At 54.6% G+C, this 17,631-nt stretch carries 15 protein-coding genes; 12 read left to right on the top strand and 3 right to left on the bottom strand.

Annotated features, from left to right (window positions below; translation table 11 throughout):
• Together B9A23_RS21045 and B9A23_RS22545 are read left to right on the top strand one after the other, a co-directional pair.
• On the top strand, positions 1 to 351 hold a 351-nt coding region (locus B9A23_RS21045; protein WP_139797608.1), incomplete at its 5' end, for a tyrosine-protein kinase family protein.
• Positions 351 to 983 (top strand): hypothetical protein, encoded by a 633-nt coding sequence (locus tag B9A23_RS22545; protein ID WP_139797630.1) that lies wholly within the window; start codon positions 351 to 353, stop codon positions 981 to 983. The genes B9A23_RS21045 and B9A23_RS22545, both read left to right, overlap by 1 nt.
• 29 nt (positions 984 to 1,012) lie before the next feature.
• On the opposite strand, the gene B9A23_RS21040 is transcribed toward B9A23_RS22545, so the two are convergent.
• Both B9A23_RS21040 and galE read right to left on the bottom strand, forming a co-directional pair.
• On the bottom strand, positions 1,013 to 1,849 hold the full coding sequence (locus B9A23_RS21040) for a metallophosphoesterase (RefSeq protein ID WP_139797629.1): 837 nt from the start codon (positions 1,847 to 1,849) through the stop codon (positions 1,013 to 1,015).
• A 304-nt stretch (positions 1,850 to 2,153) separates the two neighbouring features.
• Positions 2,154 to 3,149, bottom strand: coding sequence for a UDP-glucose 4-epimerase GalE (gene galE / locus B9A23_RS21035; protein ID WP_084281318.1), 996 nt, complete (start codon positions 3,147 to 3,149; stop codon positions 2,154 to 2,156).
• A gap of 379 nt (positions 3,150 to 3,528) precedes the next feature.
• Between galE and B9A23_RS21030 the strand changes: the two genes are divergently transcribed.
• The 3 genes from B9A23_RS21030 to B9A23_RS21020 all read left to right on the top strand — a co-directional run bounded on the left by B9A23_RS21030 (position 3,529) and on the right by B9A23_RS21020 (position 7,224).
• Positions 3,529 to 4,302, top strand: a complete 774-nt coding sequence (locus B9A23_RS21030) for a metallophosphoesterase family protein (protein WP_084281316.1) — start codon at positions 3,529 to 3,531, stop codon at positions 4,300 to 4,302.
• Between the two features lie 191 nt (positions 4,303 to 4,493).
• Complete coding sequence (locus B9A23_RS21025; RefSeq protein ID WP_084281315.1) at positions 4,494 to 5,639, top strand: acyltransferase family protein; 1,146 nt, start codon at positions 4,494 to 4,496, stop codon at positions 5,637 to 5,639.
• A gap of 217 nt (positions 5,640 to 5,856) precedes the next feature.
• A complete protein-coding gene (locus tag B9A23_RS21020; protein ID WP_176218116.1) occupies positions 5,857 to 7,224 on the top strand; it encodes an exopolysaccharide biosynthesis polyprenyl glycosylphosphotransferase in 1,368 nt (455 codons plus the stop codon).
• 93 nt (positions 7,225 to 7,317) lie between these two features.
• On the opposite strand, the gene B9A23_RS21015 is transcribed toward B9A23_RS21020, so the two are convergent.
• Positions 7,318 to 8,358 (bottom strand): mannose-1-phosphate guanylyltransferase, encoded by a 1,041-nt coding sequence (locus B9A23_RS21015; protein ID WP_084281312.1) that lies wholly within the window; start codon positions 8,356 to 8,358, stop codon positions 7,318 to 7,320.
• A gap of 392 nt (positions 8,359 to 8,750) precedes the next feature.
• On the opposite strand from B9A23_RS21015, the gene B9A23_RS21010 reads away from it, so the two are divergent.
• The 7 genes from B9A23_RS21010 (at position 8,751) to B9A23_RS20975 (ending at position 17,574) form a co-directional block, all read left to right on the top strand.
• Complete coding sequence (locus tag B9A23_RS21010) at positions 8,751 to 9,245, top strand: DUF4402 domain-containing protein (RefSeq protein WP_084281311.1); 495 nt, start codon at positions 8,751 to 8,753, stop codon at positions 9,243 to 9,245.
• 56 nt (positions 9,246 to 9,301) lie between these two features.
• The gene (locus B9A23_RS21005; protein WP_217806652.1) at positions 9,302 to 9,856 is read left to right on the top strand and encodes a DUF4402 domain-containing protein; all 555 of its coding nucleotides are present in this window, start codon (positions 9,302 to 9,304) and stop codon (positions 9,854 to 9,856) included.
• A 64-nt stretch (positions 9,857 to 9,920) separates the two neighbouring features.
• Complete coding sequence (locus B9A23_RS21000) at positions 9,921 to 10,838, top strand: fimbrial biogenesis chaperone (RefSeq protein ID WP_139797627.1); 918 nt, start codon at positions 9,921 to 9,923, stop codon at positions 10,836 to 10,838.
• Positions 10,839 to 10,867: 29 nt separating this feature from the next.
• A complete protein-coding gene (locus B9A23_RS20990; RefSeq protein ID WP_139797626.1) occupies positions 10,868 to 14,548 on the top strand; it encodes a carboxypeptidase-like regulatory domain-containing protein in 3,681 nt (1,226 codons plus the stop codon).
• Positions 14,549 to 14,758: 210 nt separating this feature from the next.
• Positions 14,759 to 15,103 (top strand): helix-turn-helix domain-containing protein, encoded by a 345-nt coding sequence (locus B9A23_RS20985; protein WP_139797625.1) that lies wholly within the window; start codon positions 14,759 to 14,761, stop codon positions 15,101 to 15,103.
• 696 nt (positions 15,104 to 15,799) lie between these two features.
• Positions 15,800 to 16,879 carry a GGDEF domain-containing protein gene (locus B9A23_RS20980; RefSeq protein WP_254895229.1) on the top strand — a complete coding sequence of 360 codons (1,080 nt, stop codon included), beginning with the start codon at positions 15,800 to 15,802 and terminating at the stop codon, positions 16,877 to 16,879.
• A 197-nt stretch (positions 16,880 to 17,076) separates the two neighbouring features.
• Positions 17,077 to 17,574, top strand: a complete 498-nt coding sequence (locus B9A23_RS20975; protein WP_084281303.1) for a helix-turn-helix domain-containing protein — start codon at positions 17,077 to 17,079, stop codon at positions 17,572 to 17,574.
• The last annotated feature ends 57 nt before the right edge of the window (positions 17,575 to 17,631 follow it).

Raw genomic sequence — 17,631 nt, 5'->3', positions numbered from 1 at the left:
GTCAAGGAGCCGTTCTTCTCGGCCGAAGACCTCTTTGGTGACGGCAAGATCCAGGCGCTCGTCGACAAGGTCAAGGATGGCTACGACTACGTCATCTTCGACACCCCGCCGATCCTGGGCGTAGCCGATGCCCGCACCATCGCCACCATGAGCGATGCCGTCATCGTCCTCGTGCGCTGGAACAGCACGCCAGTCAAAACCCTCAAGGCTGCGCTGTCCTCGCTCGTCCTCGATAACGCACCGGTCCTGGGCGCCGCATTCACCATGGTCGACCCCAAGTCCGATGCCCTGGGCGCAAGCTACTACTCAGCTTACTACTCCAAATACTACGAACAAAAGAAAGCTGGGTGATGACCAAGAATGCGCCAGCCCTTCAGGCCGGGGTGTCGATTGCGCTGTTTTGCACGCTAATCATTGCGTGCTTTAACGCGTGGTCAGAATTCCAGGTGTCAAGGCTTTCAGCGCAGCGTAGCCGGATAAATCAAGCGCCGCTTAGCCGGGGCGACTACTATGAGCTTCTTTCCTCACAAAGCTATATCTCGTCAGCGCGAGGCGCGCTTTTAGCGGGATCGATGCTTTCGCACGCATCCGAAAAAGCTCGGGGCAATGAAGCGATTATCTATGGCGATAGTGCCCGAGCATATTTGGATCAGGCTGAAATCCAGCGGCCAGGCTGGGCGCAAGTAACACTTGCGCGTATTTATGCGTCGCGCACAGCTGCAGCGGCAAACAAATTTGGGACCACCGGCTCGCTTTTGCGCCTTAGCTATCAACAGGCACCGTTTCTGACGAGTGAGGGGCCCTGGCGCGTCAACCAAGTGCTCGGGCATTGGAACGAGACTGACGAGTCCACGCGCAAATCTGCAGCCGCTGAGGCAGTTTATCTGTCCAGCCTGTCGCGCGCGAACCGGGTACACATGCGTTTGATCTATAGCCACACTCCACTGGCGCCCTATGTGGCTGCTGCTCAGAAAGCTTACTAGCTTTCGATTAGATATTGAGCCGTGAGATGTTACTCGGCCGCATGTCTTGGATAGTCAGAATACGATTTGTCGACAGCAAGTTCGATTGGCGACATGCTGTAATCACCGGGCTCACCTTGAACGCTCAAGTACCGTCGTTCATTTGCATCAACCGCCACAGCAGTTAAGCGACCGGTCCGGTAGGCGCCCGTATCAATACCAATCCGGAATTGGGTTTCATCGACTTCCGAGGAGATGGAATGTCCATGAATGACAACCCCCGGAAACTCCCCGCCAAAACCAGTAAATTCCCGCCTGATCCAACGAAGATCGGACAAGCGCTGCTTTTTGAGTGGGACGAAGGGCTTCAACCCTGCATGAACGAAGACGTGATTGGCAAAGGTTACCATGTCTTCAAACGAGCTGACGAAATCAAAGTGCTCCTTGGGGATGCGATCGTACATCCACCGGATCAAAGTTGCACCATCCATTTCATCACCAAGCGCCGGATCGAGACCATAGCTCATCAGAGTTGCGCGACCGCCGATCTGATAGAAGAACTCCGCAGCGCGTTGGTCGCCGTTCATGGCGCTCAAGAACAACTCCTCATGGTTGCCCTTGAGGAACATCAGCTTCTTGCTGGACTTTGATAGTTGCAAGGCCCGCGTGATTATCCCAGCCGAGTCTGGGCCTCTATCTATGAGGTCGCCGAGGAACAGGATCTTGAAAGTCTTTACCGGATTCTGAGTGACGTCATCTCCAATCTCCTTGAGGATTTTTTCAAAGAGATCAAACCGTCCGTGGAGGTCGCCCACAGCATATACGCGCTCGCAACGCTTGAGTGCGACTGGGCGGACTATATTCCGTTTTTTCAGAAACTTGAGCATTGCGTGACCGATATATGCCCTTTCGAGATAACGAACTATGAACAAGCTCACAGCAAGCTGCGAAAATGGTCCAAAAAGAAGCGGATCGTTGTGCCGATCGCCCCACCCTTTGACCTCTCACCCAAGTCTAATTTCTCTGAACACTCGACCGATGATCCGGTTTCTGACCTAACCAATCCTTTCTGAGTCTCTTGTTTCTCAAGAGCCAAATGCACCGTGAACCCAACTGACCGACCCGCACTACGGCATCTTGCGCCGCCGGCAATACGTTGACGCACGCACCTACGATACGCGCTAAAGACAGCTAGCGAAGCTCCCCGAGCCTTCGTTCCCAAGCCAGCGCATGAGCAATGATGGTGTCTAGATCGGCAAACCTCGGTTGCCACGGTAACGTTGATCTGATCCGATTGTTGTCGGAGATCAGTGATGCCGGATCGCCGGCGCGGCGACCTTGCAATTCGCGTTCGATTCGCAGGTTCGTGACCCGATCGACGGCATCAAGCACTTCCAAGACCGAGAAGCCTTGCCCGTAGCCACAATTCATCGTGAGCGACTCTTGGGGTCGTGCGGCTAGCGATTCAAGCGCAAGTACATGGGCATCGGCGAGATCCGACACGTGGATGTAATCGCGGACACCCGTGCCATCAGGTGTATCGAAATCCGTGCCGAAAACTCCCACCGATTTGCGTTTACCCAAGGCCGCCTCAACAGCCACCTTGATCAAGTGGGTTGCGCCAGCGGTGGATTGTCCGCTCCGGCACTGTGGGTCGGCTCCAGCTACGTTGAAGTAGCGAAGCGCGCAAAAATTTATGGGATGGGCAGCGGCGACATCGGCCAACATCATCTCTGTCATCAGCTTGGACATGCCGTAGGGGTTGATTGGCCGCTTGGGTGAGTCCTCAGTGACCGGCGAGACTTCCGGCGTACCATATGTGGCGGCGGTTGATGAGAAGATGAAATGCGGCACACCCGCCTCAACAGCAGCCGCAATCAATGCACGGCTCTTAGCCGTGTTGTTGTGATAATACTTCAGGGGGTTCTCAACCGACTCGGGTACGATGATACTCCCTGCAAAATGCATGATGGCACGGATGCCCTGCTCGCTAAAGATTTGGCGCAGGAGGTCCGCGTCCTCGATATCACCCTCGTAGAACTGAACATCTGCAGGAACTGCAAAGCGGAAACCTGTCGTCAAGTTGTCAATGACAGTGACGGGATACCCTGCGTCCAATAGAGCCAAGACGGCATGGCTCCCAATGTAGCCTGCGCCTCCAGTGACGAGAACCGGAAATTTTGTCATCTTGCCCCTAAATATCACTTTTACGATTGAACATGATCGCTCGTCACAGGATTAAGCAATTTTACCCTATGGCGATACGTAATTTCTTTCAGCCACGGATGCAACGGAACTGCCCTCGTAAAGTGACCGCTTTCCAATTGTGGGACACTCAGGCCAAGGCAAGCGGGGCCCCCAGTCGGAAAATTGCTCGGCGTCCACAATATTCCATGATGATCTAGATCATTCGTTCGCGCCCAACAGCTCATATACGAAGAATTGCTCTATAATACCGATACTTAATTCGTCCTGCAGCGACAAGGTCGCCAGTCGGTCTGAGCAATAAAAAAGTTGAATCAGGCATTAACCATGGTATCCGCGCTGGGAGATTTTGGCGGACACAATGAACCTCTTGCGACGGCGAAAATCCACCGCTGACACGCGTAAGCGCTCGCCCCGCGTGCCCGCTGGTACACGTGTCTACGCGATTGGCGACGTCCACGGCGAGGGACTACTTTTGCAATCGCTTCTCAGCGTCATTCACGACGATCTTCGCCAGCGTCCCGCTCTTAGAGTAGAGCTCGTGTTCCTAGGCGATATCATTGACAGAGGGCCTCATTCGGCAACCTTGGCCCGGGCACTCTATCAGGCCAGAGGCAAGGGCCTGACCGTCTTGCGCGGTAATCACGAGGACGCTTTAGTGTCTTCGTACAACGGCGATGATCGTGCCTTGAAGTTCTGGATGAACTTTGGTGGCCGAGAAACTCTGGCCAGCTTCGGTATTGATGCAGAAGATGCCGAGCCGGATGCAATTCGATCTCGCATGCATGCCGCCATTGAACCTGAGTTGGTAGACTGGCTGGCACAGTCTCCGACCAGCTACTCGATTGGGGACTACTTTTTCGCTCACGCAGGCGTGCGCCCCGGCGTGGACCTCGACGCCCAAGATGACGAAGATTTGATGTGGATACGAGAACCCTTCCTCGAAAGTGACGCGGACCACGGCCAGGTGATCGTGCATGGCCACACGATCACATCCGACGTAGCGCTCAACGGTAACCGCATTAGTCTCGACACTGGAGCGCATGAACATCGCAAACTGACCGCACTCGGCCTTGAAGGTGGGGATCAGTGGGTTTTGCAGGTGTCGGGTCGAAATCTACGTTCAGCCGATTAGGTCGAATGCCCAGCCGCACGAGGCTAGATATACCACAAAGTTAAGTTGCCCCCTGCATGCCACAGTGTGGCGGCATAAAGCCTTCGCGCCCCAACCGTCCCTTCATGGAACAATGCGCGTTTTCCGACCCTGCAGGCGTGAAAGCATGATAGAACATTATAGCGACTCTATAACTTTCGGGATAGCTTATTATGATGCGCTTCAAGGGCCTTGAGGGGGTTCGGGCCTGGTTGTCCTGCGCTGTAGCATTTGTGCACTGGACCATGATCACAGGCCTTGCTGCGAACGGCTATATCCCCAAGCTCAACACCCTCGCAGACCAGGCTGTATTAGTTTTTATCGTCCTTAGCGGGTTCGTAATTAGCCACCTGATAACTGAGAAGAAGGAGAGCTATCCTCAATACATAATCAGGCGCTTCATGCGAATTGCTCCGTTGTATTATTTTGCCTTCTTTGTTTCCATATTTACTGCGACTTCGTTCTGGGACTTCACAATGTGGGCACCTTGGGGAGATGTAACCCCGCAAGTTGCGCGCAGCCAAGAGTTCTACTCGCATGTCCGGCAGTTTGGCTACTTCCCGTACATCGCGAGTCACTTGGCACTGTTCCATGGGGCAATCTCTGAAACTATCCTTCCGCGGGCGCCGCTGATGTTCCTGCCGCCTAGCTGGAGTCTTTCTCTGGAGTGGCAGTTTTACTTGGTCGCCCCTATTATAATCGCCGCCCTCGCAAACCGTCGGACAGCACTCCTTCTCGTTCTGTCTGCAATTCTCTTGAATTGGGCTGCGCGCAAAGGTGCGTTTGGGCAGATGGGGTATCACGACAGCCTACTCCCACTTGCGGCTTTTACTTTTTCTCTTGGCGTGGGTTCACGACTCTTCCTTGCGAAAGCCGCACCGTTTGCAAGCTATCCGTTTATACCAGTTGTGATGATCGCTGCCTTCCTTGCGCTCAATGCCCGCGAACATCTCTACATCGGCTGCTGGATCGCGCTTTTGCCATTGTTAAAGCAGGGCGATTGGCAGGATCAGCCGAGCAAGTCTCTGAGTTCCTTGTACAAGTACACCTGTCAAAGCCGGATCGCTAACTGGGTCGGAGACAGATCGTACGCGATCTACATCCTGCACTATCCACTCTTCGAAGCGCTTGTCGTATTGTTCGGGCAGCATTTGAGGCTGAGCTATGGGCAAAGCGTGCTGCTTACAGCACTCACAGGATTTCCCGCCTTGCTCCTACTTTCCGACTTGGCTCATCGTTTCATTGAATTGCCTGGGATACGCCTAGGACAGCACCTGACACGCTCGGTAAGTCATGCCAGACCCGCGACTGGAGGTTAAACGGCATAGATTGAAGTTTGGCGGTGGCGGCCGCCACCCAGTGAGAAAGGTCGCGACTCTACTCGTTTGAATGTTTCGTCACGACCAATGACGAATCTCACATCTAACGTCTTGTTAACCATTTATCTCCATTGACATCCAAGCAGAAGCTTGGGGCGGCTGGAGTGCAAGAATGAGTCCGGGATCAGGAGCGAACGCCCTCAAAGGTGGGTTATCAATGGCTGCAAAGTCGTCTGCCCTGTCTCGAGCGCAGAAGCGTGTTCATCTTGCTGTAGCGCAAGTACCCGTAGACCTGCTGGCGATCACTGGCGGCTTCTGGGCAGCAAATGCGCTGGTACCCAAACCAAGCCATTTTGACTTTCTAATCGCCCTTCAGGCAGCAGTTACACTCTTATACGGCATCTGCGCAGCAGTTGTTCGGGCATATTCTGCTGACGCGCTGCTCAGCCGCAGCAAATCGGTCTTGCGTGCGTTGGCAGCCCTTGCCCTCGCAACAGCGCTTTTTACCTTTCTGCTTTTCTTGCTCAAAGGCCAGACGAGTGTCTCTCGTGCCGAATTCCTCGTTGGCACCAGTCTTACAGCAGCACTCTTGATCGTCTTGAGGACCTGCTATGTAAGCTTCACGCTCCATTCCCTCGGGGGCTCGCTTTACACCACAACGATACTTGTCGACCGGTCACTGGGACACGCTCGTGCTTCTTCTACAGAGCAGCCCGGCACAACAATTGTTGATATCACGGACGCCTTTGACCCGGCTCTAGCTGGACCGGACGAATACGACTCGCTTGCCAGACTGATCGGCAAGTCAGACCGGGTCGTGATCAGTTGCTCTGATCAAAGGCGCGTTCACTGGGCCTATGCTCTGCAAGGCATGAACGTCCATGCCGAAGCGCTCGCCCCAGAACTCAAGTCGCTTGGCGCTTTGGGCATCGGTCGGCATGCAGGCCAAACGACACTCATCCTCGCCCGGGGCCCGTTCGGTCTTCGTGCTCGGGTTGCCAAGAGGCTCTTTGATTTTGCCTTTGCCGGCGTCGCCGTCTTTGCGCTTTGCCCTCTCCTTGTGCTGACCGCGCTTGCCATCAAGTTGGATTCTCCGGGCCCCGTGTTCTTCCGCCAACCCAGGATTGGACGGCAGAATCGTGTGTTCAATGTGCTGAAATTCAGAAGCATGCACGTGAACCAACTCGATACGGGCGGGCGAACCTCGACCAGTCGGGGCGATCCAAGGATCACTCGTGTGGGACGATTTATACGGGCCTCCAGCATCGATGAGCTGCCTCAGCTTTTGAATGTATTGTTCGGCGACATGAGCGTTGTCGGACCAAGGCCCCACGCAGTCTATTCGACAGCTGAGCAGAAGCTGTTCTGGGAAATCGATAGCCGGTATTGGCATCGGCACGCCTGCAAGCCCGGCATAACTGGGCTTGCTCAGGTAAAAGGTCTGCGCGGCGCTACAGAAGTCGAGAGCGATCTGACCAACCGCGTGTCTGCTGATCTGGACTACATGGCTAACTGGACGTTCACTGGTGACATTCTGATCATTCTGCGGACCTTCGCGGTGATCTTCCACCGTAACGCATACTGAAGGCGGATAGCCAAAAGCGGGCTTCGCAGAGACATTTTCTTGGAGTAACGGCTGTCTCTGCGAGGTCCGTTTGACGACGCGCAGACTGCCTGGTCATTGGTTCGCAGCGCCAGTCAGCTTGCCAACTGATTGTGCACCCTCCCTGGTGCAAACCATGACCTCGTCTCCATCCACTACGACGACGAGGTTAGAGGCTCCTACAACCGAAACTCGTGGTCCATCGGTTACGACAAGCACATTCGTACAATCGAGAAATTCCACATGGCCTTGCGCGGCATTTCCGTCGGTGTCCTTTGCGCATGCATCCTGAAGGGCACTCCAGTTGCCAATATCTGACCATCCCATCTCGGCAGGGACCATTGCGGCTTTCGTCGTATTCTCCATGACTGCGTAGTCAACGGACTCGCTCGGAACACTGGCAAAGGCTGACGGACAGGGGTGGAAGCATTTTCCAGAAGAATGCCCGTTCTCGAATGCCTGTTCGACAGTCCTGAGTATGTCGGGGCGGTGGCGGCCGAGTTCCTCCAGAAACGTGCCTGCCCGGAAGCAGAAAATACCACCATTCCAAGCAAAGTTTCCTGTCGCCAGGAATTGCATCGCCCGATCAAGGTCCGGCTTTTCGACAAAACGAGACACTTTGAAACCCGCTGATCCGGGAATCGCATCACCCTTCTCTAGATACCCAAATCCCGTCTCTGGCGCAGTGGGCACAATCCCGAAAGAAACCAGCCATCCCTCAGCTGCCAGTAGAGCCGCATTGCGCGCTGCAGCCGTGAACGCCTTCTCGTCATTTATGTAATGGTCGCTGGGGCAAACCAGCATGACGGTATCAGCTTCCAATGATAGCGCGGCCAAGGCAATTGCTGCTGCCGTGTTTCGAGCCTCGGGCTCGACGATGATCGTGGAGTGATCCGGATCAACAAGCTGGCTCTCCACATGTCCTACATGCTGGGTACCTGCCACGATTATCGGATCGCTAAAGCCCTGCGAGCTTGGGCAACGCAGCAGAGTAGCAGTAAATAATGTGTCGCTGCCAACTAAAGGCAGAAAGGGTTTAGGCATTTTCTTTCTTGATCGGGGCCATAACCGGGTTCCGCTACCACCACAAAGCACGACTGGAACTATCAAGTGCATGAAAATTCGCTTTGCTCCACATGTGCGGTTCGCCCGCGGTACTCGCCATTGGTTGCCGCAAGCATTAGCAGGGCCAGCTCATACAGTGTCTACGTTGAATTGCGATGACATTGTCCCGAAAGTGGCCACCGACCGCCGAACTCAACTGCACTGTAGCTCTCTATGACCAACCATCCAACCAGCTGTGGCATATGCCTCCATCTTTGAGAATCGGCAGGACCGATTCTGTAAAATAACCATTTTATATACGGAAAACAGCGGGTTGCGGTGATCAACCGATCGTTAACTGATACGTATTATTCCTTAGGACAAGGGCTTAGGGATCGGTCCTTCGGCTCTGCAAAGAGGCCTTGGCCATTGGCCAGCTTGGTCCCAAAAAAGGGGTCTTTGAGATGAAGTCGATTGTTATTGCATCCGCCGCTGCTCTCTTGTTCTCGGCTCCGGCCATGGCCGCAGGTAACAGTGATACGCAGCAGGGCAGTGCAACTGCCACGGTCGTTGCACCCATCACGCTGCAGCACACCAGCGGCGCAGCCATTGGCTTTGGCAAGTTCACGACGGGCACTGGCGGCTCTGTGACGGTCACTCCCGCTGGTTCGGGAAGCGTGTCGGGCGACGTGACCTTCGTTTCAGGCAACGCAAACACTGCAGACGCCTTCACCGTTGCAGGTGAGGCGAACCGGACCTTTGCGATTTCGACCACGGGTGGCACTGTTTCGAACGGAGCTGTTTCAATGAGCTTCGCCACCACCGCTTCGAGCGCCACCGGCACTCTCAACAACGCAGGAGCAGCATCGTTCACTGTTGGGGGAACCCTCACGGTCCCAGGTACCGCTACGGCCGGTAACTACAGCGGCTCGTACAACGCTACTGTCACGTACAACTAAGCTGTCCAGCGCGGTTGGGAATGCGTGCCACTCCCGCCGCGCTACCCCCTCTCGCGATGGCTAAGCAGATGGCTGACTTCCACAAACATCTCGGCATGATATCAGGTGTCCTTGCAATAGCTGCACTGGCACTCGCGCCGGGCAAGGCAAAGGCGCAGACGACGGCCAGCCAAGCTGGCGCTGGACGCGCTGAGGTTGTCGGCCCGTTGACCTTGCAGCCAGTGCTGGACCTTCGTTTTGGACGTTTCTACCGTCCATCTGGCAATGGCAGTCTGACCATCACTCCCAATGGCACCGTTACCGGAAATGGCAGCTTGTCCCAGGAGGTTACAACACCTCAAGAGGTCAACGGACGGGGGCCAGCAAGCTTCATTGTGCTGGGAGATGCAAGTCGGGTCTTCCGGGTTTCGCTGCCAAGTCGGATCGACATAACAAACGGCACAGCGACAATGCGGGTGACGAATTTTACCAGCAATGTCCCAGCGCGCGGAATAACGCTCAATGCCAATGGCCGCTTCGACTTGTCCATTGGAGCAAGGCTTCAAGCTTTCGCGAACCAAGCTCCAGGTGCTTATAGCGGTCGCTTTCCGGTTACTGTGACCTACGACTGACATATTGCCAAATACGGGAAAACCCTTAGATTCACCCGGGGACGTGCTCGGGGGACATTTAGAAATGCTGGGGTTTTGGCGGCTTTTAAGCGCAATGGTGCTTTTATGGCCCGCGCTTTGTGGACATGCCGCCAAGGCGCAATCACGCCCTCCGGCTTCCGAAACAGCCCAGCCACCTTCTGGCTCGGTAGGGGGATTAGGGGACATAAACCTCTACCCCAAGAGACTGGTTCTGACCGACCGAGATCGGGTCGGCGCTATAGGCTTGTATAATCGCAGCACCGCCACTGGCGAGTATGAGATCACGATAGACGACAAGGTCATGTTGCCTGACGGCAACATAGTTGAACTTGATGCTTTGGGTTCCAACTCCGTGCCGTCTGATTACAAGCCTGCAAGCGCTATGATCAGGTATTCGCCGAGAATGGTCGAACTGCCTGGCAACGAATCCCAGACGGTTCGCATCATGCCCAAACTTGCCCCCGGTATGCAGCCTGGTGAATACCGTACCCACTTTACGGTCACCGCCCTTCCCCCACTGGACTCGCCGGACTCGATCAATAATCTTGGCGGTGCTCGCAGCAACGAAGGCATCGGCGTACAGATTTTGCCGCGGTTCGGTATTTCAATTCCTGTGATCCTCAGGATTGGCCAGACTTCTCTCCATTGCGCCCTCAAGGAACTGAAACTCGAAAAAACGTCCGACACCGAAGCAATGCTGGTAATCACTCTGAGCCGCGAGGGAAACAGATCCTCGTTCGGTGATGTCGTCGTTTCAGCTCCTGGTGTATCAAAGCCCGTCGCGGTCCTCAGAGGCGTTGGTATCTACACCGAGGTGCAGAGCCGCACGGTCCAATTGCCAATTACACTCAAGCGTGAAGGCTCCGTGCTCAAGAGCGGCTCGACACTCACGGTCAGCTATGTCGACGATGATGTGAAACCTGGCGATGTATTGGCCAAACAGGATATCCGCATTCCGTGAGGCGGCGGTGGCTGCCCAAGGCCGCTCTTTTGACAGGTACCGGTACTGTCGTAGTCTCAGCGGGATGGGCACTCAATCAGTTTCCAAAAGGTCAGAACAGTCTGGAGCCAAGCGCGCTGCGGACAAATGAGAAGCGCGCACATTTCCTGCCGGAGGTTCGTTTCCAAACACTTCCGCGCCAAAATGATCATCTTGATAGCGCACCACCGGTTCGCACCAGTCTCTCAACTCCCGACGCCCCGTCAATCCTGCGTCCGGCTCGCAAGGCCGATGGCCATCAGATATCGAAGGATAGCTCTCAACCATCCGGCAATCTTCTTTCTACCGAGAAGTTCGACAAAGAAGTCATTGCAAAGCTGGAGCCCCATTTCCTCGCCGAGAAACCTGGCGAACAGATCCTTCGCTCGGCCACCCCAAAAGCCGTGTCGCAAAGTTGCTCTGGTGAAACCAGCGAACGCTCGACGGCCGGCGCTAATGCACAGATCGGGGTTTGCGAGCCAGTAGAACGACACATTGCTGTTGCTGACGCAAACCAAATGAGTGGTAAGGCAACCCAATCCGGGCTTCCTGCATCTACTGATGATAATGTGTTGGAGCTGGTTGAACCCACAATCTCGGCAAATCCAGTCGATTCAGTCCTGCCTGAGAACGAGGTAGCACCCGGTCTGTGTGACATAAAAATCGAGCGCACCGACCATCAACTTTGCCAGGATACTGGCTCTGTCAAAGACCAGATGCCCTTTTTGACTGTTAAGAGCCCCGCCACATCATCCGTTCCGGCTGATGGCGAAGCCCTAATATCCAGACGTCAGGCAACGCAACCCGTAGCTAAGAAGGTAAACTCCACTCCAACTCAGTCCACCGCAGCGTCTGATAAAGTTGAACTTGAAAGCCCTCCGTTGGACGATCTCGCCGTAAGCCCATCGCCCATCGGTGCAACGGCGCACAGTTCCACTTTGCCGGTTCCTCAATTCGGTCACCTTGCGCCTGATCTTGAGAAGTCTGACGCTTCTTGCAGCGGCTCGTGTAGTATAGTGGCAACTCCAGCCGCTGCCCATGCGCCAAACCTTTCTCGTGCCAACAACGAGCCTGGGAGCCTTGGCGTAACTTTGCTGTCAGATGATGCCCCAAAATTCTCCCCTAACGATGAATTGGTGCTTTCTCTCAAAACATCATCTGGCGACATTGACGAGATCATTACTGCCTATGGCTCTCGCCTTGGTGTTTATGTTCCGATCGGAGAAGTCGCGCGCATTCTGGATCTTGCGGTCAAGATATCTGACGAAGGACACTATGTAAGCGGCTGGATCGTATCGCCGGGCCGCGCAATCGCCTTGAACTTAAGATCTGGGGAATGGCAGTTAGGCGGCCAGACGCTCGATTTGCCGCGAGGGGCGTTAGTGAGCTTTGAAGGTGAAGCTTACGCAAAGGCCGAAGTTCTGCCGAAAATACTGCCTGTCGCCGTAAAGGTCGATCTTCGAGACCAGGCGATTATCATTACACCGACCGAGACCTTGCCGTTCCAAGCGCGGCGGCAGCGGGAGCGCGAGCGGGAGCGCTTGGCGTCACAGAACCGGTCGCGAACAAAAGAGCAACTGCCGTTCGAACCATCTTCCTGGAAGATGGTCTCGCTCCCCCTCAGCGACATTGAGGTCCGTGCAGTTGCCGATGACACCTTCGGCATGCGCACAGAACTCGAGCTACGGTCGGCAGCAGACCTTGCGTTTTTGACCGCGCGAACCTTCTTGGAGGTCACGAGCCGTGATGGCGTGACCGGTGCTAGACTGGAGTTGGGTCGCAAAGATCCGTTCGCAAGATTGCTTGGCCCTCTCAAGGCCACACAATTTGCATTTGGCGATGTCGCTAATGTTTCGCAGCCTATTGGATTTCGTTCTGTTGCAGGGCGCGGCGTAACGATCAGCAATGCCCCGATCGACGAAAGTTCCGTGTTTGACCGACTGGATCTCAGAGGCCCCTTGCCTGATGGCTACGAAGTGGAGCTATACCGCAACAACATCTTGGTTGGCTCGTCGAAGAGTGCAATAAATGGCCAGTACGAGTTTCTTCAGGTGCCACTGGATTATGGTGTAAACGTCCTGAGACTAGTCTTCTTTGGTCCGCAAGGACAAACCAGGGAAGAGGTTCGACGCTTCAACGTTGGCAGTGGAAGGATACCGCAAGGGTCCCTTACTTACAGCTTTAGCACAGTTCAAAAAGATCGGCCGCTTTTCGATGCCCGTCCGCCATCGTTTGTGCCTTCCGAAAATGACGGGCAGTGGCGCGTTGCTTCGAACATCGCATATGGGCTTTCGAGCAAAGTTACCGTCGCTGCGGGCCTATCAGCAGCATGGGGCGGCGAGGACAAGTTTCCAACTTGGCTCGCGAATTTGGGCATCCGCACCGAGTTGCACGGTTTACCTCTGCGGGTGGATGCAGCGACGCAGGAGGGGGGAGGATACGGCCTGCGCACAGCGCTCGCCGCAAAGCTCGGTTCGCTTAGCTTGGCGGGTTCTCACGCAGAGTATCGAGACGGCTTGCTGGACGAGACACAAGCGTTCGAAGGAGCGGCCCTGCAACGTACCACATCCCTGGATGTAAATGGCCTCGTTCGCGCTCCATTCGGACAACTGCCATTAACCGCACGCATCTCTCGCGTCGAATTTGAGGACAGCAGGACGGTCAGCACCGCTTACCTCCGCACCTCCTTGAACCTTGGCACGACGCTCCTCAGCCCTTCCCTCGAATACGTAAGCAGCACAAGCCGCCAATCGGGCTCGAACAGGCTGGTCGCGGGCTTTGATCTAGCGCTGTTTCCCTCTCAAAAGACAAGGCTCAGACTCTCGGCGAATGCTGACTTCCTGCCACGTCCCGCATTCGGTCAAGTATCAGCACAGCTCGACCACTCGTTGTCGCCGCGAGACTCCTTTCGCCTCACCGCGGCACATTCTATGCAATTTGGCCAAACACAGGTTGGCGGCGCTTACAACCGTCGCTTCAAGAACTTCGTTCTGTCGGCCGACGCGTCGCTCGGATTCCCAAGCAAATCATATTATGTTGGCTTACGCCTTTCCGCAGGGCTCTTCAAAAGTCCTTTTCGCAGCGCAATGCAATTCACGCGCCCAGGAGTTACAAGCGGTGGTCTCTTGGCTTTTCGCGCCTTTAAAGACTTGAATGCTGATGGGCAATTTAACACTGGCGAGCTTCCTGTGCCGGGGATTGCTGTGCAGGCGGGTGGACAGGGGACCGACGCCGATCGCGATGGTGTAGGGTATCTGTATGGCCTCGGCGACAGCACTCGGACAGTCTATCAAATTGATCAGAACACCACTCCCGACATATTCTCTGCTGCTGCCAAGGAAGGAGCGATGTTCGTTCCTCGAGCAGGTTCTATCCATAGCGTAGACATACCTGTGGTGTCCCTGTCGGAAGTTGAAGGCACAGCTCTGGTGCAAACCCGGTTCGGCACAAAGGGCATATCGGGTTTACTGCTCGAACTTGCTAATGAGAAGTCTGGGGAACGTCGAACGTCTAAAACACGAGCCGGAGGGGCCTTTGCTTTCGAAGGCATTCAGCCTGGTCGCTATCGCTTGAACATTTCTTCCGAGCAAGCAGAGCAATTTGGAATTGCGGTCAGTCCAGGGAACGAAATAGAGATCGCTGGAGAGTCAGACGTTTACAGAACCGAAATACTGTTCACCAAACTCGAATGAAAAATCGGCTTATGAATCAATTATTTGGTTACCCTATATCACTGCGCAAAGATCTCTTGTGAGAGGGTTGGCAAAGCTGTAAGAAGCCAGATATTTTGATTTTCGCCTATTAATTGGCTTTTTGAGGCCGCGCTTACACATTTGGAGTATAGGCGAATGCCTAGTCATCTAGCTTTAAAGGACATGGACGGCGACTTACACGCAAAACGCATGACTGGCGTGGCGAACCTGTTGACCAAGGGCATTGAGACAGAGTGCAACGAACTTCCTCCCTTTCCGGCGATGGATCCACGCTGGCGCATCCTGATCGAGATATACAAATCACGATCCGTTGCAGCGTACACCTCGGTATCTTTTATTGCGACCGCTGCAGAGATCCCGGACACCACGTCTCTAAGACTGCAGAAGGCCCTTCATGACGATGGCATGATAAAACGCTGCGCCGATCCGGCCGATAAGCGGCGAATCTGGGTAAGTTTGACGCCAAAGGGTGTCGCGATTGTCGAGGCAGCTTTGGCAGGTTTTGCAGAAGCATTGGACCGAAGCAACCTGTGACGAGACGGCACCTGCAACGCGCTCAACCAATAATCTGCAGAAATTCAAATACTTCTTGCACACATACCGGCGGGAGCGGCTCTCGACTACCCGTAGCCTAACGGACACTGGAGCCGTATTGCGCCTTCGCACTCGAAGGGTTAATCTACGTCCAAGAAAAGGTCGCAAAGGACGAGAGGATGAGAACCAGTCAAGTAGTCCGCGGAATTGCGGTCGCCACCGTGCCCTCGGCGCTAATCTGGATGGCACTTGTAACACTAGCGAGAGCCGTCCTGATCGTTCTGGACTGACAATCGGAAATTCTGCACCATTAAAGACGCTATCGCCCGCGTGACCTGTTTGCGCCAGCTTCTCCACCAGCTAATACGGGCTCGCCAAATTTTACACATATTTTCAATAATTTGGCCTTTTGGCGCATCCTATCGCGCCATTGGAAGTAATGATTGGACCACGCGCCGACGCCGGTAGTTGATAATCTATAACATCATTGACCGACTTATGTGCATTCACTCTAACCCATTGATCCGTATGGTTAGTTTTTAACATCAACTTGAGAGGCGCGCGGGAATGTACGTAGTATAAGTCGCGCAGGCATTTAACCACACTATCCTATGACGCTCGCAGCGCGGAGATCTGGTTCGATCTTTCTTGGCGCTCTGAGCGGTACGGAGAAGTGACGTGAGAGCAGGTTCAACGTTGAAGCGCTGGTTCTCTAGCGCAGATGAAGAGGTGGAGATCGTCCCATCCTCGGCTAAAAGCGAACGTCCTGCTGTCACACTCGCTGAGTTTGCTGAGCGCGAACTCATGGACCGCATTACGGAATTCTTGTTTTCCAACGACCTGCGGGTGTCACGCAACAATCTGCTTGTAGCTCACGCTGCATTTTCCGGCGAAGCACTCGGGCTTGCAAGGACGATCGGGTCGACTGTAGCTAGCGGAGAAAAGGTTTCACAAGAATGGATCGACAGCGTCGCTGAAACTTTAGCGCCCTCCAAGCCAAATGAAGCGATGACGCAGCTGAGCCAAAAGCTTGAGCGCAGCATCTTGTTATTTGAGCAATCAAGCTCCTCTGCACACAAATCGACACATGATTACGGCGTAGCGCTAAACAACCACGTTGGCGAGATCGAACAGGCGAACGTAGCGGGCGCAGTGATGCACAACCTGGCTGAAATCGCCCGATCAATGATCGAACGGACCAATCGTATCGAGCATGAGATGGAGCGGAGCCAAAACGAGGCATCCGCTCTTCGCAAGAGTTTGGAAAAGGCCCGACGTGAGGCTGAGTTAGACCATTTAACTGGATTACCAAATCGCAGAGCATTCGAAGGTGTCTTCGAAACTCAATTTCGTCTGGCACAGGCAGACATAGAGCCTCTAAGCGTCGCATTCTGCGATATTGACCATTTCAAGCGTATCAATGACGTGCATGGCCACGACACCGGCGACCGAGTGATCCAGGCCGTGGCACAAATGCTAGCTCGCATTTCCAGTGATCGATGCCATGTCGCACGGCATGGAGGCGAGGAGTTTGTGTTGCTCTTCCGCGGCCTGACACTGACTGAGGCAAGAGACAAGTTGGATGAGACGCGTGAGCAACTCGCTCAGCGGCGCTTTGTAAATCGCGAGAACGACGAGCCCATCGGATCTGTGTCTTTTTCAGCCGGCGTCGCTAATGTTTTTGCATACTCTGACAGGCGCGAGGCACTCAAGGCAGCCGACGAGGCGCTTTACAAAGCCAAGAACAATGGCCGCAATCAGGTTCTCTCAGCATAGGTCTGCCAGACATTTAGCGTAACAACTCCGTTCGCGCATGGCCCTTGGCAAGACATCTTTGGCGTCAGACCGTGTGGTACCTTGGCTCCCAGCGCTTTTCGGTTACCCAGCACAATGCCCTTGGTGTTACGTAACTTTCATTCAAGTGGCGACGTCAAGGCATTCCGAAATGTTGAGGAGTTTGGTATGCAACGCGAATGCCAGACCTTGTCGACACTTGCTTTGAACCTGAGACCGACATCGCAGCGTTGTCCATCAAGCAACGACAGGTGCTAGATCTCGTTCTCGAGCACAAGAGCAACAAGGAGATAGCGAGGATACTCTCGATATCGCCGTCGGCGGTGGATCAGCGACTGGCTTTGGCGAGAATGAAGCTGGGGACGAAATCCCGAGGCGAAACAGCCCGAGCCTACGCAAGTATGCGAACAACCTGTGTGAAACACACAGGTTTGTCTGCACAGGTAGCCACTGGAGAGATCGACGGTAATCGTGACCTCGAGGACGAAACGGTCGACAGCCTGGAGTTTGCAGACATTGGCATCACTCATGAGATGCCGATGTGGGCTAACAACGGGTTAAGCCGGATCGATCTCCGGGACGTTGCTGTTCCGGCGAGCCCCTGGGTGCGCCTTGGTCTGATCATCTTATTCGCACTGCGGGACTGTCAGGATTTCCGTGTGCGGCCGGGCGGTTGATCATCAGGCCGCCATGGCTCTGATGAAACGTTCGCCGAAGATCACGGCAAATTGCGC

It is taken from the genome of Novosphingobium sp. B1, assembly GCF_900176395.1.
GTDB lineage: Bacteria > Pseudomonadota > Alphaproteobacteria > Sphingomonadales > Sphingomonadaceae > Novosphingobium.
The sequence above is the reverse complement of the archived record's forward strand: the minus strand, read 5'-3'. Positions and strand labels throughout refer to the sequence as shown.